General features: G+C 65.4%; 20 protein-coding genes. 11 read left to right on the top strand and 9 right to left on the bottom strand.

Translation table 11 applies throughout. The annotated features are described in order from the left end of the window. The first annotated feature begins 6 nt into the window (after positions 1-6). The 10 genes from IEG05_RS19680 (at position 7) to IEG05_RS19635 (ending at position 8,124) form a co-directional block, all read left to right on the top strand. The gene (locus IEG05_RS19680; protein WP_191122587.1) at positions 7-213 is read left to right on the top strand and encodes a hypothetical protein; all 207 of its coding nucleotides are present in this window, start codon (positions 7-9) and stop codon (positions 211-213) included. A 2-nt stretch (positions 214-215) separates the two neighbouring features. Further along, positions 216-1,382, top strand: a complete 1,167-nt coding sequence (locus IEG05_RS19675; RefSeq protein WP_191122586.1) for a phage tail sheath protein — start codon at positions 216-218, stop codon at positions 1,380-1,382. Further along, positions 1,382-1,888, top strand: coding sequence for a phage major tail tube protein (locus IEG05_RS19670; protein WP_191122585.1), 507 nt, complete (start codon positions 1,382-1,384; stop codon positions 1,886-1,888). Before IEG05_RS19675 ends, IEG05_RS19670 begins: the two co-directional genes overlap by 1 nt. Positions 1,889-1,952: 64 nt before the next feature. Next, positions 1,953-2,519 (top strand): phage tail assembly protein, encoded by a 567-nt coding sequence (locus IEG05_RS19665; RefSeq protein ID WP_191122584.1) that lies wholly within the window; start codon positions 1,953-1,955, stop codon positions 2,517-2,519. Positions 2,520-2,644: 125 nt separating this feature from the next. Beyond that, complete coding sequence (locus tag IEG05_RS19660; protein WP_191122583.1) at positions 2,645-5,254, top strand: phage tail tape measure protein; 2,610 nt, start codon at positions 2,645-2,647, stop codon at positions 5,252-5,254. Further along, positions 5,254-5,643 (top strand): phage tail protein, encoded by a 390-nt coding sequence (locus tag IEG05_RS19655; protein WP_191122582.1) that lies wholly within the window; start codon positions 5,254-5,256, stop codon positions 5,641-5,643. Before IEG05_RS19660 ends, IEG05_RS19655 begins: the two co-directional genes overlap by 1 nt. Continuing rightward, positions 5,630-5,842 (top strand): tail protein X, encoded by a 213-nt coding sequence (locus IEG05_RS19650; protein WP_191122581.1) that lies wholly within the window; start codon positions 5,630-5,632, stop codon positions 5,840-5,842. Before IEG05_RS19655 ends, IEG05_RS19650 begins: the two co-directional genes overlap by 14 nt. A 9-nt stretch (positions 5,843-5,851) precedes the next feature. Then, entirely contained in the window at positions 5,852-6,871 is a 1,020-nt protein-coding gene (locus IEG05_RS19645) for a contractile injection system protein, VgrG/Pvc8 family (protein ID WP_191122580.1), read from the top strand. A 162-nt stretch (positions 6,872-7,033) separates the two neighbouring features. After that, positions 7,034-7,234, top strand: coding sequence for a hypothetical protein (locus tag IEG05_RS19640; protein ID WP_191122579.1), 201 nt, complete (start codon positions 7,034-7,036; stop codon positions 7,232-7,234). Further along, entirely contained in the window at positions 7,231-8,124 is an 894-nt protein-coding gene (locus IEG05_RS19635) for a Rha family transcriptional regulator (RefSeq protein ID WP_191122578.1), read from the top strand. The genes IEG05_RS19640 and IEG05_RS19635 overlap by 4 nt, the downstream gene beginning before the upstream one ends. Before the next feature lie 59 nt (positions 8,125-8,183). On the opposite strand, the gene IEG05_RS19630 is transcribed toward IEG05_RS19635, so the two are convergent. The 7 genes from IEG05_RS19630 to parA all read right to left on the bottom strand — a co-directional run bounded on the left by IEG05_RS19630 (position 8,184) and on the right by parA (position 11,072). Continuing rightward, positions 8,184-8,525 carry a hypothetical protein gene (locus IEG05_RS19630; RefSeq protein ID WP_191122577.1) on the bottom strand — a complete coding sequence of 114 codons (342 nt, stop codon included), beginning with the start codon at positions 8,523-8,525 and terminating at the stop codon, positions 8,184-8,186. Between the two features lie 86 nt (positions 8,526-8,611). Continuing rightward, complete coding sequence (locus IEG05_RS19625) at positions 8,612-9,160, bottom strand: 3'-5' exonuclease (protein WP_191122576.1); 549 nt, start codon at positions 9,158-9,160, stop codon at positions 8,612-8,614. Continuing rightward, complete coding sequence (locus tag IEG05_RS19620) at positions 9,157-9,336, bottom strand: hypothetical protein (RefSeq protein ID WP_191122575.1); 180 nt, start codon at positions 9,334-9,336, stop codon at positions 9,157-9,159. The genes IEG05_RS19625 and IEG05_RS19620 overlap by 4 nt, the downstream gene beginning before the upstream one ends. Before the next feature lie 2 nt (positions 9,337-9,338). Then, on the bottom strand, positions 9,339-9,479 hold the full coding sequence (locus IEG05_RS19615; protein ID WP_191122574.1) for a hypothetical protein: 141 nt from the start codon (positions 9,477-9,479) through the stop codon (positions 9,339-9,341). Then, complete coding sequence (locus IEG05_RS19610) at positions 9,476-9,886, bottom strand: hypothetical protein (protein WP_191122573.1); 411 nt, start codon at positions 9,884-9,886, stop codon at positions 9,476-9,478. The genes IEG05_RS19615 and IEG05_RS19610 overlap by 4 nt, the downstream gene beginning before the upstream one ends. Before the next feature lie 224 nt (positions 9,887-10,110). Further along, entirely contained in the window at positions 10,111-10,425 is a 315-nt protein-coding gene (locus IEG05_RS19605; protein ID WP_191122572.1) for a hypothetical protein, read from the bottom strand. Next, the gene (parA, locus tag IEG05_RS19600) at positions 10,422-11,072 is read right to left on the bottom strand and encodes a ParA family partition ATPase (protein ID WP_191122571.1); all 651 of its coding nucleotides are present in this window, start codon (positions 11,070-11,072) and stop codon (positions 10,422-10,424) included. The genes IEG05_RS19605 and parA overlap by 4 nt, the downstream gene beginning before the upstream one ends. Before the next feature lie 619 nt (positions 11,073-11,691). Here parA and IEG05_RS19595 point away from each other — a divergent pair. Then, positions 11,692-13,257 carry a protelomerase family protein gene (locus IEG05_RS19595; RefSeq protein ID WP_191122570.1) on the top strand — a complete coding sequence of 522 codons (1,566 nt, stop codon included), beginning with the start codon at positions 11,692-11,694 and terminating at the stop codon, positions 13,255-13,257. Here the strand turns inward: IEG05_RS19595 and IEG05_RS19590 are convergent. Both IEG05_RS19590 and IEG05_RS19585 read right to left on the bottom strand, forming a co-directional pair. Then, the gene (locus IEG05_RS19590; protein ID WP_191122569.1) at positions 13,238-13,501 is read right to left on the bottom strand and encodes a hypothetical protein; all 264 of its coding nucleotides are present in this window, start codon (positions 13,499-13,501) and stop codon (positions 13,238-13,240) included. The genes IEG05_RS19595 and IEG05_RS19590 overlap by 20 nt on opposite strands. Positions 13,502-13,563: 62 nt before the next feature. Further along, on the bottom strand, positions 13,564-17,254 hold a 3,691-nt coding region (locus IEG05_RS19585), incomplete at its 5' end, for a plasmid replication protein, CyRepA1 family (protein ID WP_191122568.1).

Genomic DNA, 17,254 nt, shown 5'->3' with positions numbered 1-17,254 from the left:
CTCCGCATGCCTGCACATCGTAAGAACTACACCGTCCTCGTCGCATTCCCCAAGGGGGGCGGCCATTGGGCGAACAAGGGCGAAAAGCTCGACCTGATGGACGTCGAGGCGCAGCAGCTGCTGCGCGCCGGCCGCATCAAGCTGACCGCCACCGAAACCGAGGCCGAGGCGCCCGCCGCCGCTGCCACCAAGAAAACCGCCGCTAAGGAGTAACCATGGCCGAGGTAACCAATTTCGAGCACAACGGCGTTTCGGTCGAGACGACCGAGTCGCCGGAGGCAATGGGCGGGCTTGGCGATAATGTCGTCGGCCTGGTCGGTACCGCGCCGAACGCGGATATGAGCGTGCCGCGCAATGCGCCGTTTCGCATCAACAGCTACACCCTGGCTGCGCTGCTGGATCCGACCGGCGCCGAGGCGGGCACGCTCTACCAGGTGGTGCACCAGATCCTCAAGGTGGTGAAGGTGCCGATCTACGTGGTGGTCGTCGAGGAGGGCACCCTCGAGGCCGACACGTTGAACAATGTGATCGGCGGCATCGATCTCGAGTCGGGCCAGAAAACCGGCCTGCAGGCGCTGACCACCTGCCAGGAGCTGCCGACCATCATCGGCGCCCCGGGCTTCTCCGACGCGCAGGCGGTGCACAGCGAGCTGGCCAGCCTGGGCAAGCGGATCCGCGCGCGCTTCGTCTTCGACGGGCTCGACGTGCCGGTCTCCGGCCAGGTGACCAACTCCGAGGGCATCGGCGGCGCCGAGCTGGGTTACGACCGGGGCTACATGGTGCACCAGATGCCGGCGGTCTATTCCAAGGCGGCCAAGGCCAACGTGTTCCTGCCGCCCTCGAGCCTGGCGATCGCCGCGCTGGCAGCGGTCAAGCAGTGGGAAAGCCCGGGCAACCAGGTGACCTACGCGGCCGACGTCTCGCGCGTGGTCGAGTACAACATCCTCGACAAGTCGACCGAGGGCGACCTGCTCAACCGCTACGGCGTGAGCTACTACGCGCGCACCACCATGGGCGGCTTCTCGCTGATCGGTAACCGCACGATCACCGGCAAGTTCATCAGCTACGTGGGCCTCGAGGACGCCATCATCCGCAAGCTGGTCAAGGCGGCGCAGAAGGTCATGGCCAAGAACCTGACCAAGTCGTTCATGGAGCAGGAGGTCAAGCGCATTGACGACTGGCTGCAGACGCTGGTCGCCGACGAGACCATCCCGGGCGGCAAGGTGTACCTGCACCCCGAGCTGAACAGCGTCGAGAAGTACAAAAACGGCACCTGGTACCTGTGCATCGATTACGGGCGCTATGCGCCGAACGAGCACATGATTTACCAGCTCAATGCGTCTGACGCGATCATCGAAGAATTTCTGGAGGACGTCCTCTGATGTTTACCAACCGAGTGCGGCAGATCATCACGGCGACCCTGCAGGGTCTGCCGCTTAACGCCACTATCGAAGACTACGATCCGCCGGCGATCGAGTTCGATATGGAGGAGATGCGCGGGGGCCGCTACATCCCCGAGGAGATGGCCACCGGCATGAAGGCCCTGACCGGCAAGCTGACGCTGCAGGGCGTCGGCCTGCCGATCATGGCGGCCCTGGGCGTGAGCGGCGGCGATGACGTGCTGCTGACCGTGCAGGAGGCCGGCGAGGACCAGGACGGCAACGAGTGGTTCACCTACCACGTGCAGGGCGGCAAGCTGAAAAAGCTCGAGGAGAAGACCCTCAAGATGGGCGACAAGCCCGTGACGGTGCTCGAGATCGCGCTGCGCACCTACACGCGCCTCGAAATGGGCGTGCCTGTGATCGATATCGACACCCGCACGCAGAAGGTCGTCGTGAACGGCCGCGACCTGCTCAAGGGCGCCCGCCGCCTGGCCCTGATGGTCTGACCCTCCCCACCCTCGAACAGGGCCGCCTACGGGCGGCTTTTTCGTGCACGCAAGGAAACCCGCAATGACCTGGCAACCCGAACCGCACACGCTGCAGTGGCCGATCGCGGCCGAGAACGGCGAGAAGCTGACCACGATCACGCTGCGCCCCTTCACCATCGCCGAATACCGCGTCGCGATGGACAACGCCGGCGACGACGAAGACGACCAGTTCGAGGCCCTGCTGCTGCTGGCCACCGGCCTGCCGCAGGCGGTGCTCGAGGAGATCAAGCGCCCCGACTACGTGACCCTGTCGACGCGGATTCACGAGTACGTGAACCTCCCGGCTTCCTACTTCCTGGGCAAAAAGCCCGAGGATCCCGACGACGCTCCGCTGCTGGTCCCGATCAAGGCCATCGGCCGCGAAGTGGATCGCCTGACCCTGCAGGTGCCGGCGATGAAGGCGACGAAGGTCATGCGCAAGCTGAAAACCCCGGCCGATCGCGCGGACTTCATCAGCTCGCATTGCACCGGCCTGTCGCTGGTGGAAATCACTCGGCTGAGCCTGCCCGACTGGACGCAGCTGCAGGGGCGCCTGAACGATTTTTTGAACAAACCGGCGGACTTCTTTCAGAGCGCGACGTCGACGTGATCTGCGACGTGGTACCCCTCGTTTACCACGTGAGCGAGGCGGAAATTCTGGAGTGGGACGCCGGCAAGGGCTTGCGCCGGTATGAACTGGCGATCGCCCGGCTGGGTGTGAAAAAGGGGTAGCGCATGGCTGAGTCGAAGTATTCCCTGCGGCTCGCCGCTGTCGATGCTTACTCGAAAACCTTCGGCGACTTCGGCAAGAAAGCCGACGAGCTGCAGGAGCAGGTCAAGGCGCAGCGGGCCGAGCTGGACAAGCTCAACCGCACCGCCCGCGACGCGGACGGCTACGCCAAGCTGACCGAGAAGGTCGAGAAAACCACCGCCTCGCTGCAGCTCGCTCGCGCCGAGCAAAGCCGAATCGGGCGCGAGCACCAGGCCGCAACGGCAAAGGTCGAGCGCCTGTCGCAGGAGTATGGGCAGGCCTCGGCGACCCTGCAGGCGCTGGAGGCGTCAACCGAGGCCACCACGGCGCAGGTCAAGACGGCCCGCGCCGAGCATGCGCGCCTCGGTCGCGAGCTGAATGCGGCCACCGCCGAGGTCAAAAAGTTGGATGGTGCGCAGGATCGCAACACTGCCAGCGTTCGCACGCTCGAGGCGGCGCAGCGATCGGAGCGCAACGAGCTCAAGCGCCTGCAAACCGAGCTGACCGGCGCCGGCGTCGACACCAGCAAGCTGGCCAGCGAGCAGAAGCGCCTCGAGGCGGCGACCGAGCAGGCCAACGCGGCGCTGCAGGCGCAGCGTGCGCGGCTCGATGCGGTGCGCACGGCGCAGGGCCGAGTCGACGCCAATCGCGGCGCCCGCGCGGATCTGCGCGGGCAGCTGGTCGAGACGGCGGCCGTCGCCTACCTGGCGGCGAAGCCGGTCTCGCAGGCGATGGATCTGGAAACGGCGATGGCCGACGTCGCCAAGGTGGTGACGTTCGAGGAGGGGCAGCGCGAGGCGATGGCCTCGGCCAACCTCAAGATGGCGAGCGATCGCCTGATCTCCTCGGCCGGCATCACAGCGGTGGATCTGGCAAAGATCCAATACGCCGCCGGGCAGTCGGGCATCGGCAACGACGCCAAGGACAGCGCCGGCAAGCAGGCCGCCATCGTCGAGTTCACCCGCGACGCCGCGATCATGGGCGCCGCGTTCGACCTGGACGCGCAGACCGCCGGCGAGACCATGGCCGGCTGGCGTGCCTCGATGAACCTCGACCGGCAGGGCACGCTCGACCTCGCCGACGCGACGAACTACCTCGGCAACAGCTTCAACGCTACGCCGGCGGATATCGCGGCGGTGGTCAAACGCTATGGTGCGGTCGGTACCGCCTCGGGTCTGTCGCCCGAGCAGACGGCGGCGCTGTCGGCAGCGTTCCTCAACCCGGGCACCGAGAAGGAAATCGCCGGTACCGGCTTCAAAAACTTCACCGCCGCGCTGACCAAGGGCAAGGCGGCGACGAAGGGGCAGCGCGAGACCTGGGAGGAGCTCGGTTTCGACCCCGAGGAGCTGGCCGCCGGCATGCAGCAGGATGCGCCGAAGGTCATCATGGACGTGCTGCAGGCGCTGAAACAGGCGCCGGAGGAGGAGCAAAGCGCGCTCGCCACGCAGCTGTTCGGATCCGAATCGATCGGCGCCATCATGCCGCTGCTGCAGAACCTTGGCGAGGTCGAAAAGGCCTTCGGCATGGTAGCCAACAAGGCCGACGCGGCCGGCTCGATGATGAAGGAAGCGGCCGGGGTATCCGAGACCTCGCGCGCCGGTTGGAACGCCTTTACTGCCAAGCTGACCCGGCTCTCAACGACCGTTGGCACAGCCATGCTGCCGGCCTTGGATGCCGTATTGGTGCCCCTGGGCGCGCTGGTCGACCTGGTGAGCGACGCGGCCGATGCGTATCCGCCAGTCACGGCCGCGATCGCCGTCCTCGGCGGCGGCCTGGCGGCACTCAAGGTCGGCGCGCTTGGCCTCAAGTTCGCCGGCCTGATGGCTGGCCAGGCCTTCAACAGGGCCGGGCTTGCCCGCGCCAAGCTGGACGCAAACACCGCCCGCACCGCCCTGACCGCCGATCGCGCCGTGCTGCGCCTCAACGCAGCAATGGCTCGCCTGGGCGCTGGCGGCGCTGCGGGCGGTCTTGGCGCTGGTAAGGGTGGAAAGTCCCGCAAGGGCGGAAAGGGTGGAAAGGGCGGTCGGACAGGCGGTGCCGGCAAGAGTGGCAGTTTAGGTGCCACCCTGGCCGACGCCAGCAGCATGGCTGGCCGCTTTGCTGCCCCTCTGATGCTGCTTTCTGGCGTGATGGATGCTTTTAGTCTTGTCAGTGAGGGCGCCGACGCTTCGGCGATCGGTGAGTCTGTGGGCGGAACTGCGGGCGGCTTAGGTGGCCTGTGGGGCGGTGCTGCTGCGGGCGCCGCCATCGGGTCCGTTGTCCCGGGTATCGGTACGGCCGCCGGCGGGCTGGTTGGAGGTGCAGTTGGTGCTTTTGCTGGCACTGAGGCTGGCAGCTGGCTAGGGGAAAAGCTCGGGGCCCTAGTCGACCGTCTGAGCAGCCCCGAGGCGGTGGCGAAAGAGGTCGTGAACAACACCGACAGCCGGCAAATCAGCTTTGCCCCGGTGATTCACATCGCCGGCGCCGACCAGGCGACCAGCTCCGCGCTGGCCGACCAGGTCATCGCCAAGATGCGCGGCGAGTTCACGCCGCTGATGATGGCTAACCCGCTCGCCGTGCGGCGTGGCGCGGCCCTGACTGACGGGAGCGACTAATGCGACAGCAGATGGCCCTCGGCGAGTTCGTTTTTGGGCTCGCCACCGGGTTTCCCTATGAGCGCCTCGAGCGCAAGACAACGGGCGGCTGGGTCGACCTCGACATCATCAGCAGCAAACCGCTATCGCACCAGACCGGCCAGGGCCTCGAGGAGCTGCGCCTAAGCGGCAAGGCGCAGCTCGAGGCCGGCATGCTGGCCGTCGACGAGCTGCGCGCCATGGCCAACGCCCGCAAGCCCTACACCCTGGTCGATGGTATCGGCCGGGTGTGGGGCCGCTGGCGAATCGACAACGTGAGCGAGCAGCAGCAGCGGGTGCTCGATGACGGCACCGCCACGCTGCTGGAATGGACGCTCGAGCTGCGGGAGTTCGTGAATGCGACGGGTTAGAACCATTGCCGGCGACTCGGCCAACCTCCTGATCTACCGGGAGCTCGGCCGCGCCGACGACGAGGCCGAGGAAGCCTTCTGGCTGGTCAACGAGGGGCTGGCCGAGCATGGCCCGGCCCTGCCTGCCGGGCTGTGGGTGAATCTGCCGGAGCTGCCCCAGCGGCCCGCGCAGATCGCCCCGGTTTCGGCCTGGGATTAAGGGGGTGGCATGGCCATCGGATACACACCAGCGGTCGAGATCTACGGCGCAAACGCGGCCTTGATCAACGGCCGACTGATCGATTGGGAGCACGTCGACGCGGCGGGCGTCGAGTCGGATCAGCTGAAATTGACCGTCAACATCGAGGGGCTGGAAGGCCTGCCGAGCGTCGACGGCAAGATCGGCCTGCGGGTGGGCTACGAGGAGACCGGGCTCGTCGACAAGGGCGAGTTTGTGGTCACGCGCACCATGCCGCAGCTGTTCCCAGCGCAGTTGCTGATCGTTGCCACGGCCGCCCCGTTCAAGGTGGCTGACGCGACCGGCTTCAAGGCGCGCCGCTCTGAGACGTATGCCATGACAACGCTCGGCCAGTTGTTCCGGCGCCTGGCAACAAAGCACGGCTTTTCGCCGCGTGTGGCGCCCGAGCTCGATGCAATCCCGATCGTTCACATCGACCAGTCCAATGAAACCGATATGGGCTTTCTGACTCGCCTCGCACGCCGCTATGACGCGGTGACGAAGCCGGTCAATGATCTGTACGTGCTCGCGCGGCGCGGCCAGGTCAAGTCGCTGAGTGGCAAGCCGCTGCCGCCGGTGACGTTGTCGGTCACGAAGGACAACCGCCCCGGCGAGCGGTCCTTCATCGCGGCCAGCATCGACAACGACAGCCGGATCCGCTTCAAGGGTGCGCGCACGGTCTGGTGGGATGGATCCGCCGGCAAGGAGGTGCGCGTCGAGGCCGGCGCCGAACCGTTCAAGCAGGTGCGCCAGCGCTACCAGAACGAAAGCGAGGCCCGCGCAGCGGCCAAGGGCGAGCACAGCAAGGTGCAGCGCGAAGCGGCGAAGCTGCGCATCGACTGCCCCGGCAATCCGGCGTTCGGTGCCGAGGGGCTGCTAGTGCTCGATGATAGTTGGCCGAGCTATATGCGCGGCACCTGGTCGATCGACAAGGTGACCTCGAGCGGATCCCGCGCGCAGAGTTACCGCAGCACGCTCGAGGCGTCCTACCCCGACGGGCGGGAGGGCTGAGGCATGCAGTCCACAAAACTGTGGGCTGTATGCCTCCTTAAAATTGCGCAGTGTTCATTTGCCCCCATCGCCTCGCAGCGGTGGGGATTTTTTTGTGCCTATTGCATTGGTGCACCGATTAAAATAAATTGGTGCACCATCTGATTGAGTTGCGGGGAGGACATGGAGCGGAAAGCGAAAAAGACAACCAAATTGGTTGAAGAGTATGAGGCGCGGCTGCTGGCAAGGGGTGGGCGCCGCTTGAGTGGAATCAGGCTCAAGCCAGAGGCGGCAGATGCGCTTTCATTTTTCGAAGAGCGCGGAGAGACCGCGACCAAGGTAATCAATCGGCTGCTGATCGCAGCAAAGGAGCAAGAACAATGACTAACCAACACGTATTAGATCCGTCCGCTGTCACGCTGGAAGATGGTCGGCCGACCACCACTTCGCTGATTGTGGCTGAAGTGTTTGGGAAGAATCACCGGGACGTGCTACGGGCTATTCGAGGGCTTGATTGCTCGGAAGAATTTGCACTGCGCAATTTTGCGCAGTGTTCTAGGAGCGGCGCCAATAGTAAGCCGGAGCCCTTCTACCGCATGACCCGCGACGGATTCACCTTTCTGTGCATGGGTTTCACCGGAAAGGAGGCCGCGCGCTGGAAAGAGGCCTATATCCAAGCCTTCAACCGCATGGAGGCCGAGCTGCAGCAGCGCAATACCGAGCAGTACAGCGAAGCCGAAGGCGCCATGTTCACCGGCAAGCTGGTGGAGCTGAATTTCGGCAGAGGCGCGGTGCATGCCGAATGGGATACGGCGGGCAACTTGTGGCTGGGCGATCTGGAGCTTGACGTGCTGCTCGGCTACAAGATGAAGAACTCAGCCCTTGCCCTGTTCCATCGCTACGAGCACGAGTTTCCCGAGGGGAGCGTGTGCGAGTACCGCGACGACCGCGATCAGCGCCGCGCCATTTTCACGCCGATGGGTTGGGCGGTGCTGGCTCGCCATTCCACCCGGCCCGAGGCGCCGCAGTTGGCGCTCGCGGCGGTGCAGCACTACGTGCCGCCGAAGCTGATGGAGGTCAAGCGCGAGGACTATCAGCGGCTGGTAACGCGCACCAACGAAAATACTGACAAGTTCCAGCGCATCGCGGCGGCCAGTGGCGAGCTGGCCAGCGCGGTGGCGGATGCCTACGAGTCGATCTATCTGGCGCAGGGCTCAATCGAGAAGGACCATCCGGCCCTGATGCCAGGGCGTGACCAGTCGAAAACCCACTGATCTGAAAGCACGAAGCCCCCACTGCCTCGCGGCGGTGGGGGCTTTTGTCGTTTCCGGGCCTAGAGCAGTTCGATCAGCTTGGCTGGTGGTATGCGCCCCTCTCCTCCTTTGCTGTAAAGGGTGGCCCCGCCTTTGTTTCCGCGCTGCGCCAAGGTTTCTGCCAGCTGCTTGGCTTTGCCGTTGGTGGCTGCCCAGCCTTTCTCGTGCTGCACCCATAGACTGCCGCCTGATCCAAATTTGCAGGCTGCCCACCGTTCGCCGTCAGCTCGTTTGATTACGCATTCTGCGTCCCGGCTCGCGTTGCGGTGCGCCAGTTCGAGCGCCCATACGTCGTAACGTACATAGGTAACGGCTCCGAGCAGGCCGGCTATGGCGATGATGATTTTGTTTGTGCGCGTCATGCTGCAGGCTTCTCCGTTATGGCAGATGGCCGGCAGGGTAACAAAAAGCCCGCCATGCGGCGGGCTCAGTGGGGCGGGTTACAGGCTCAGGCGGCGAGTGCCGCATTCCGCTGCCCGTGCAGGCGCAGCGCGTCGATCAGCATGCGGGCCTCGTGGCGGGCGTCGTGCAGCGCGTGGTGCTTCACGCCCTCAAACTCGCGCGCCTTGGCTTCGGGGTACAGGCCGAGGATCGTGCGCAGATCCCGGTCGTGCCAGAAGGGCCAGGGCGCCTCGATCGCGCAGTCATCGAATGCCCGGCGCAGGATGACGTTGTCGAAGGTCGCGCCGTTGCCCCATACCAGGCGATCGCCGTCCTGCTCGAGCATGAACTCGGCGAGCTGCTCGAGGGCGCGGGGCAGGTCGAGGCCCGGCGTGCGGCCGTCGATCTCGCGGCGGGCTTCGTCGCTCTGCTGCAGCCACCAGGTGATTGTGCTCGCGTCGGGCACGCCGCCGTGCGCCATGGCCGAGGCGAGGTCGATCTGCCAGTAGCGCTCGCCGGTGATGGTCAGGCCGTCGATCCGCACGCAACCGATCGCAACGATCGGCGCGGGCGCTTTCTTGCCCAAGGTTTCGAGGTCGATTACGTAGTGCGTCATGGGATCTGGATCTCGGCGTCGGGGTGAATGGTGAAGTCGCGGCCGCAATGGCGGCACTCGATGCGCTGGCCCCGGATCCGCTCGTCGAGCTCGAGCGGTACCAGGTTGCGGCAGAAAGGGCACCGGCACTGCAGGCCGGTGGCCAGGAGGAGTCGAACGGCCGGTGCTGGGGTCATGGTTACTCGTTCTCCTGTGTGGGCTGGTCGTCGTATTCAGGTTTCGCGGTGTACACGCGCCAGATGAAGGCGCCGAGCGTCACCAGTGCGACCCCGATAAGCCCGAGCAGCTGCTCGAGCGGGCTTACGCTGTGGCGGCTCATGGCTGCACCGCCCCGGCCGGGCCGGCATAGGGTGGAACGGGCGCGCGGTCGACCTCGGCCTGCAGCCATGCGCGAACCTCGAAGCCGGCGTGCTCCTGGTCGAGGTGCGAGGGCAGGCGACGGGGCAGGCCCTGCAGGTGCTCGACCAGGGCGCGGGTTTCGGTGTGGCAGACGCGCAGGCGGTGGCGCAGCAGGTCGCCCTCGGCCTCGAGGTCGGTTATGCGATCGAACAGCGGGCGCACGATGGCATCCGCCTCGGCCACCAGGGCGCCGATCGCCGGATCCTTGCGGCCCTTGCGGCGCAGGTAGTGGTCGACCATGCGGATCTTCGAGTAGTCGTGCCCGGCATGCTTGGCGAGCCGCTGCGCGGCCTCCTCGAGGGCTTTCGTCTGGTTGAGGGTAGGCATTACGCGGCCCTCCCTAGACGAGCCATCAGCGCCGCGCCGGTGCGGCCGGTTGCGTGGCGTGCGATGAATTGAACCACTAGCCGGCGGTGCGCCGGGTCGGTGATGCTGTGAAGTGGCAGGCGGGCCGCCGTGGTATAGTCGCGCTCGGACATGGTTGGTCTCTCAATAGTTAATCGTGTCCATGCCCGGCAGCGGTTGCCGCCACTGTCCGGGCACCTTCTTTTTCATTTCAGGGCCTGCAGCCTGCGGCGCAGCTCTGGAATGTTCTCCACCTCGAAGCGGCCTTCGCCGCGCTCGTACTTCTCGATCAGGTCGTCGATCGCCTCGAGCAGCAGGTACTTGACCGGCGTCGAGTCGCTGGTCATCCCCTTAATTTCCTGTAGCGCTTTGTGGTAACGCTCGGGCGCCAGCAGCGGGATTTTCTTCTCTTTCACGCCTTCCCCGGTTACGGAAACGCGCGCTTTTTCGACGTGTGCCGGCTCAGACGCTTGGGCTTTGGTGCGGCTCGGGCGCGCAGTGCTCAACTTCGCGTCGGTCATTTCAGCAGCTCCAGCAGTTCGGCGGTGACGGCTTCGATCTCGAGGCGCGCCTTGTTGTCGGCGGGCAGATCCATGACGCTCTGCCCGCTGCCAATGTCGCGCACGTAGGACTGACGCTGGCAGGTCTGGCTCGACAGGATGGGCAGCTCGAAGGCCTCTAGCGCTTCGCGTGCGGTGCGCTCGATCACCGTGCCCGGTACCGCACGGGCGACCATCATCACGGCGTGAGGGTGGCCGTCTGCGATCTCCTGCCGGTCTTTCACCAGCTGCACCAGGTCGCTGCAGGCCCATATGTCGTACTGGCTCGGCTGCACCGGGATCAGCACCAGGTCGGCCGCCTTGATCGCCGCGGCGGCCAGCTCGCTGATCTGCGGCACGCCGTCGACGACGACGAAGTCATAGCCGCCCGCCACGCGGGGCAGGTCGCGCGCCAGTTGCTTGCCCATGGCCACGCATGGGATCACGCCCGGGTCGCCCTCGGCGCCCTCCCGGCTGGCCGCCCAATCGGTCGCCGAGCCTTGCGGGTCGAGGTCGACCAGCAGCACGCGCTTGCCGTGGGTGACGGCCAAGCAGCTGGCCACGTTGACCGCGCTCGTCGTCTTTGTGGTGCCGCCCTTCTGGTTGAGCACCGAAATTACCTTCGCCATCGCTGGCCCTCCTGGTGGGTTATCAGATCCAACGGGCACAGATTAGCCTCAAAGGAACAAAAGAGCAACAGAACAAAAGAACAAAAGAACAAACAAGCGGACGCGCCAGCGTCCAACCTTGTCCGCCTGAATATCCCCGTCCTTTCTCCCGTGGCTGCAGCCCAGCAACGGCGCGGGTTTCCCGCGCCATAAACAAGCAGCGCGAAGCGCTGGTCCTTTTGGTGCATGCCCTCTGCCGCGTCCTTTCTGACCATCTAGCCCGCTGCCGCATCCTTTCCTTGCTGGTGGTTGAGCAGTCGCCGCCCCTTCGCGCTCGCCTACTTCGCCGCATGGCAAAGGGTGTATGCCTGCGCAGCATCCATGCACCCTATACCCTAACAAGTGCATACACCCTCACCCCTAGCACAAGATAGGGCCGCAGGTGTATGCACCCATGCCCCATTCTATACGTATAGAATGGGGCAGGAGTGCATACACCTGTAGCCCTATCTACCTGTGCTGTAGTTCATGCCATATGGCTATAGGTGTATGTGTTTAGTGAGTAGGGCTTGCGGTGTATAGTTGCAATGCGTAGAATCTGAGCTAGGGTTTACGGTGTATGCCTAAAGGAGGGCGAGCCATGGGTGGGGAATCAAGACAGAAGGTCGAGCTGGGCGAACTGATCGAGCAGCTGCTAAAGGACGTGCGGGCGATCGACGGCAATGCGGAGCTGAGCAGGGGCGACAAGACCAAGCGTCTGACCCGGCTCGCGGCCAGGCTGAAAAACACGCTGTTCGAGGATCGCCGGCGCAAGGAGGAGGACAAGCTCGCGGCGTCGAGTTATCGCCGGTACCTGACCACCATCCGCAAGGCGGTCACCGCGCAGAACTGGCGGCACCACTCGCTCGAGGAGGCGATCGGCCGGATGGCCAAGCGGCACCCGCGCTGGGCCGAGCAGCTCGAGGCGATGGGCGCGCATGCGCAGATCAGCGAGGTGCGCCTCGCGCACCGCGACCTGCTGGCCGAGGTGCGCCGTGCGGGCGACTCTGACGCCTACGACGATATCCGCGCGATGAAGCTCGACCACGAGATCATGCGCCACCTGACGCTGCCAGCCGCGACCAAGGCCGACCTGGCCGACGAGCAGCTCGAGCGCATCGAGGAGCGGTCGACGAATACGGTCGAGATCAATTACCACTGGCTGATTGCGACGATCGACGGCCTGCTGAGCCAGCAGCAATTGCGCGCCGATGGGTCGGCCGCGCCCTACTTCTCGCACCTGGCGCTGGGGCTGGCGCTGGCCACCGGGCGGCGCGAGATCGAGGTGCTCAAGCTGGGCCGCTTCAAGAAGGTTGGCGAGTTCGAGCTCGAGTTTTCCGGCCAGGCCAAGCGGCGCGAGGGCGTCGACTACAGCGAGACCTTCCGCATCTATAGCCTGGTCAGGGCCGACGAGGTGCTCGAGGCCTTCGCCAAGCTGCGCGCGCTGCCCGAGGTGCTCGAGCTGCAGCACCTGTCGAACGTCGAGGTGAACCGGCGCGTGGCCAAGACGCTGAACACGCTGGCCAAGCGCGTTTTCGGCAGCGAGGAGCGGGTTTTCAAGGACAGCCGGTCAATCTGGGCGCGGATCGTTTTCGAGCGCTACTTCGGCCAGGATGCACGCTGGAAGAAGGTCAACGAGGACGTGTTCTGGCAGGAAATGCTCGGGCACGAAGGGATGAAGTCGCAGATCCACTACAAGGCCTTCAAAATCGACTATGTCGAGCCGGTGGCCACCGCCGGGGCGGTGCCGGGCAAGTGGGCGAACCGCCTCGAGGCGCTGCAGGCGCTCGACGAGCACGAGCGGATCCGCGCGAGCTCGTCGCTGTACCGCATTCACCAGTGGGTGAAAGAGACCGTGAAGGCGGCGCCCGAGGCGCGGATCTCGCAGAAGGCGATCGCCACCAATGTGGGCAGCTACCGGCCGAACATCAAGGAGTATCTCGAGATCGCCGCCGAGGCGCTGGCCACGCCGAACCACTCGCTAGAGGCTGTCGCGCTCGAGGTGCCCGACCAGGTCGCCAAGGCGAAGCCGCGAATGGTGGCGCATCTGCAGGAAAGCGGGCTCTATCGGGCAACCGCAACGATCAACGGGGTGGTGGTCGCAACGGCCGAACACGCCGACCGCATGACCGCCATGGCCGAGGCCTTCAAGAAGGCAGGCGGTTAGGGAACAGGCACGCTACGGTGCCTTTCGCGGTGCAATCTACAGCCGGGGCTTGCCCCGGCTTTTGTCGTAAGGCGTAAGCCTCCTCGAGCGCCTCGGCGGCCTGCTCCTGCAGTTCCTGGACCGAGGCGACCACCTCGAGGATCTGCTCGAGGCTGACCTGCTGCGCGCTGGCCTGGACCATCACGAGCAGGGCCTGCGCCCTGCGGATCTTGTTTGCGGCGGTGTCCATCCTTTCGAGACTCATCAACCGACTACCCTCCTCTGGCGATGATGCCAATCTGCCTTGCTGTTCATTCGTACAGTATCTCACCGGGCGGACGCCTGGAGAAGTTTCTCGGCGAAGCCAAGTGTCCGATTAATTGACGCATCACTGAGCCGACCACTTACGAAGTCCCGAACCACCTCCGGCGCCAGCGCCCCCACGAGGCGCGACAGCGGTATGCCGGAAGGGCGGTAACAGCGAGAAGCCAAAGCGAGTAGATGCTCGGTTACTGCCAAGGGATACTTTTCATCTGTGTCTGTACCCTCACAATGCAAAGTGTCACTGTCGCTGCAGCCCACGGGCGCCGGGGCCTGTGGCTCGACTGGCAGGGCTTCGGGGGCTTCCTTGGGCTGGTAGTCACTGGCCGCTTCGTGCGTCGTCAAGGAGTGGGCGCCGAGCGCCTGGCGACGCAAGACGTAGGCCATCACGAACGACCATCGGTCGGCATTGATCGAGAACAGGTTCCGCCCATTGCTCGAACGCTTCTCGACCGCGAGGCCGAACCGCTCGAGCATCGACTTGACCAGCGTCGTGGCGCAGACCTTGGCGCTGGTGCTGTGCAGGTGGCGGCCGACGCGAAGGGCGTTGTAGGCATCAAGGGCCTGCTGGCTTGCGGTGACCTTGGCGAGCACTTGCTTGCATTGCTCGGCGGAGAACTCGCCGGCGCCGGTGTGGCGATCGAGGCCGAGGATCTCGAACAGCTCGACCAGGAAGGCGCGGGTGGCCGTCTTGTAGCGGTGCTGGGTCAGAACCACGCGCGCTTTGCGCTGGGCCTCGTCGTAGGCCTTGGCCTGGGCTTCCTCGGCCTGCAGCAGCTCGAGGGCCACGACCTTGGCGATGCCGCGATCGTCGTAGAAGGCGACGTCGTCTTCGGTGGGCTCGAGCACGCCGAGCTGGTGGGCCAGGTGGTAGCGGTCGACCTGGGCACTCTCGGTCTCGCTGCGGACCTCCTGACGGTTGAGGCGGCCGAAGGTCTCCTCGTCGGGCACCTCGACGCTGGTCAGCAGATCCATACGCTTGGCGAAGACGAGCGCGCCGGCGTGCTTGCGGTTGCTGCGGCTTTCTTTCGTGCGCTCGGGGTCGTCGAGATCCGCCCGGCCGACCTGGTAGCCGTCGGCGATCAGCATCAGCAGCAGGTTGTTGGCGAAGTCGTTGCGGGCCTTGTTTTCGGTGGTGACGCTGGTCAGGTACAAATGATCAAAAGCGGTTTTCTTCCTGACAAAACGCGCCTCGCCGGCATCCTCCTCGAAGGCGAAGGTGATCTCGTCGAGCTGCATCAGGCCGCGATAGATGGCCTCTGGATCCGTGGCTCGCTGGGCTGAGCTGTGACCGATGCCGACCAGGTACTCGCGCGCGGTACGGTCACGGCGCAGCATCTGGATGGCGTCGGAGGGGCTGACGGTGTTGCCGCTGAACAGGCCGACATGGCGCTCGAAGTGCGGCGTGGTCATGGAAACGCCCGAGCTGATCGCCGGCGAGTAGATCAGGACGTCGTAATTCACTGCCTCGGCGTTTGGGCTGCGCAGGAAGGCCTCGACGTTCGGGTCGGCCTTGCTGTCGGCGTGCACCAGGAGCATGCGCAGCGGCTTGCATTCGCCGTGCTCGATGCGCTCCTCGATCAGGGCGGCCATTTTCTTGGCCGACTCGGCCGAGTCGTTGGCGACCAGGACGCGCTTGCCGGCGCAGATCCAATCGAGCGCGACCTGCCAGGCGGTCTCGTCGTCGGTGTGGTTGACGCGGATATGATCGGTTGGGCCTACGACCTCGAGGATGGTGATCGGCTGGCCGGGGCGGGCGAGCTCGCAGAACTCGACCACCGTGTCGTTGGCGTCGGCGTCGCAGAGCAGAACGCGGCGCGCCGAGGCGACCGCGTCGAGCAGAGCATCGAACACGCGCACGCGGCCGTCGACCGGGCCGGTGGCGGTGTGGCTGATCACCTGGCTGGCTTCATCGATGCAGAGGGTATCGACGGTGGTGAACCACGAGCGCTCGTCGGTGTTGTAGAACTTCGGATGGGTCAGCGAGTTGACGCAGCAGGCCAGGTGCGAGACGTCGCGCATCCACGCGGCCGAGACCTGCTGGTAGTGCTGGATATTGAGGCGCGAGGCGGCGTCGTCGAGCAGCGAGACGCGGTGGGCGATATAGGCGGCTTTCGGCGCGGCCTGCATCAGTGGGGCGATCAGTTTCTCGGTTTTGCCGGAGCCCATCGGCGCGCGGCTGATGATCATGCCCTCGAGGGAATCGACCAGGTCGGCGAAGTGTGGGGGCAGCTCGATGCCGCCGTGCGCAGCGCGCACGCCTTCGACGCGCAGGTGCTGCACGTGCGGCTTGGCCAGGGTGGCAGCAGAGAAACCGCGCAGCTCGCGGGCCTGCTGCAGCTTCTGGTCGGCCAGCCACTTGACGAAGCGGCGGATCTTGAAGCGGTCGACTTCGACCCCTTCAGGGATCCGGCCGAGCACCAGGCGAAACACTTCGCTACCGGTGTAGCGGATCGGCACCAGGAGCATGCCGGCCGCGGCGGCCGACTTGGCGGCCTTCTCGGCGGTCAGGCCGGAATAGCCGAGGCGCTGCAGGCAGTAATCAAACCAGTCTTTTTCGGCACGCAGCACGCTGTCGCGGGCGCGCAGGGCCTTGGCGGTGGCGGCCAGACCAAAGGCGACGTGATAGTCGTTCCAGTCGGTCGGACCCTTGCGGGCGGCCTTGAACGCGGCCAGTTCTTCACCGCTGAACCCGACGACAGGCGCCCGGTTTTGCGCGCGCAGCTCGGCAATCTGCTGGGCGCTGCAGCCGAACAGCTCGAGGCTGGCGGCGAAGTTGGGGAGGATGGCCGGGTGCTGCAGCTCGCGATGGATCTCGAGCCCGGCGAGCACGCCGGCGTTGCCGGCCTGTGGCTTCCACTGGTCGTTATCGGCGGCGTTATGGAAGCGCCAGGCCGGGTAGTGCTTGGCGTACTGGCGCAGCACCTTGCCGAGGTTGTCGACGTTGAAGGTGACCACGACGGCCACTTCGTTGCCGGCCTCGAGCTCGGCCAGGTAGACGCTGGCGCCGGTGGCGAAGCCTTCGACGCTGTAGCGGCGGTCGGCGGTCTCGAGGTCGCCGAGGATGCAGTGGGCGCCGTCCATCTTGACGCCGGTGCCCTGCAGCTTCTTGTCGGCATAGAGGCGCTGCACGCCGAGGAAAACGCCGGAGATATTGAACAGCGGCACAGCGGTAAACTCGCCGTGACTGTCACGCATACGCTGCATTTTGAAGCGTGACGCGATCGCCGCGATCTGCTTCGCCTGCAGGTAAGGGGCGCTGCCGTCCTCCTCGCCGATGACCTCGACGAAGCCCTTGCGGATCTTGCCGCCGGCTTCGTACTCGAACTCGTGGCGTCCGCCGCAGTGCCAGGCGGCCTCATAGGCCAGCCGCTCGCGGTGGATCCGCGCCTCGGCTTCGGCCCGGCGCTGCTCGGCTTCTTTCTGCGCGGCTTCGCGCTTGGCGCGCTGTTCTTCCTGGCGGGCCAGCCATTGCTGGTGCTTCTCGCTGGTGACGTTGCCGCCTTCGCGCTTGTAGAGCTCGGCCAGCGCGGCGAGGCCCGACCAGGTCGCGTGACCGTAGGCCGGGTTGTTGTTGTTGAAGGTGAAGAAGGGGTAGTCGAAGTCGTCGGCGCGCTTCGTGTCGCCCCACGCCATGACCTTGCCCCGGTGAATCTTGTCGATTACGCCGTCTTTGCCCTTGGGGCGCGCCTTGTCG

The organism is Stutzerimonas kunmingensis (assembly GCF_014764705.1).
Lineage (GTDB): Bacteria > Pseudomonadota > Gammaproteobacteria > Pseudomonadales > Pseudomonadaceae > Stutzerimonas.
This window is presented reverse-complemented; position numbering and strand designations above follow the sequence as displayed.

Excerpts from the sequence above, each read along its gene's own strand:
- IEG05_RS19680 (WP_191122587.1), top strand. The coding sequence starts at position 7 with ATGCCTGCACATCGTAAGAACTACACCGTCCTCGTCGCATTCCCCAAG.
- IEG05_RS19675 (WP_191122586.1), top strand. The coding sequence starts at position 216 with ATGGCCGAGGTAACCAATTTCGAGCACAACGGCGTTTCGGTCGAGACG.
- IEG05_RS19670 (WP_191122585.1), top strand. The coding sequence starts at position 1,382 with ATGTTTACCAACCGAGTGCGGCAGATCATCACGGCGACCCTGCAGGGT.
- IEG05_RS19665 (WP_191122584.1), top strand. The coding sequence starts at position 1,953 with ATGACCTGGCAACCCGAACCGCACACGCTGCAGTGGCCGATCGCGGCC.
- IEG05_RS19660 (WP_191122583.1), top strand. The coding sequence starts at position 2,645 with ATGGCTGAGTCGAAGTATTCCCTGCGGCTCGCCGCTGTCGATGCTTAC.
- IEG05_RS19655 (WP_191122582.1), top strand. The coding sequence starts at position 5,254 with ATGCGACAGCAGATGGCCCTCGGCGAGTTCGTTTTTGGGCTCGCCACC.
- IEG05_RS19650 (WP_191122581.1), top strand. The coding sequence starts at position 5,630 with ATGCGACGGGTTAGAACCATTGCCGGCGACTCGGCCAACCTCCTGATC.
- IEG05_RS19645 (WP_191122580.1), top strand. The coding sequence starts at position 5,852 with ATGGCCATCGGATACACACCAGCGGTCGAGATCTACGGCGCAAACGCG.
- IEG05_RS19640 (WP_191122579.1), top strand. The coding sequence starts at position 7,034 with ATGGAGCGGAAAGCGAAAAAGACAACCAAATTGGTTGAAGAGTATGAG.
- IEG05_RS19635 (WP_191122578.1), top strand. The coding sequence starts at position 7,231 with ATGACTAACCAACACGTATTAGATCCGTCCGCTGTCACGCTGGAAGAT.
- IEG05_RS19630 (WP_191122577.1), bottom strand. The coding sequence starts at position 8,525 with ATGACGCGCACAAACAAAATCATCATCGCCATAGCCGGCCTGCTCGGA.
- IEG05_RS19625 (WP_191122576.1), bottom strand. The coding sequence starts at position 9,160 with ATGACGCACTACGTAATCGACCTCGAAACCTTGGGCAAGAAAGCGCCC.
- IEG05_RS19620 (WP_191122575.1), bottom strand. The coding sequence starts at position 9,336 with ATGACCCCAGCACCGGCCGTTCGACTCCTCCTGGCCACCGGCCTGCAG.
- IEG05_RS19615 (WP_191122574.1), bottom strand. The coding sequence starts at position 9,479 with ATGAGCCGCCACAGCGTAAGCCCGCTCGAGCAGCTGCTCGGGCTTATC.
- IEG05_RS19610 (WP_191122573.1), bottom strand. The coding sequence starts at position 9,886 with ATGCCTACCCTCAACCAGACGAAAGCCCTCGAGGAGGCCGCGCAGCGG.
- IEG05_RS19605 (WP_191122572.1), bottom strand. The coding sequence starts at position 10,425 with ATGACCGACGCGAAGTTGAGCACTGCGCGCCCGAGCCGCACCAAAGCC.
- parA (WP_191122571.1), bottom strand. The coding sequence starts at position 11,072 with ATGGCGAAGGTAATTTCGGTGCTCAACCAGAAGGGCGGCACCACAAAG.
- IEG05_RS19595 (WP_191122570.1), top strand. The coding sequence starts at position 11,692 with ATGGGTGGGGAATCAAGACAGAAGGTCGAGCTGGGCGAACTGATCGAG.
- IEG05_RS19590 (WP_191122569.1), bottom strand. The coding sequence starts at position 13,501 with ATGAGTCTCGAAAGGATGGACACCGCCGCAAACAAGATCCGCAGGGCG.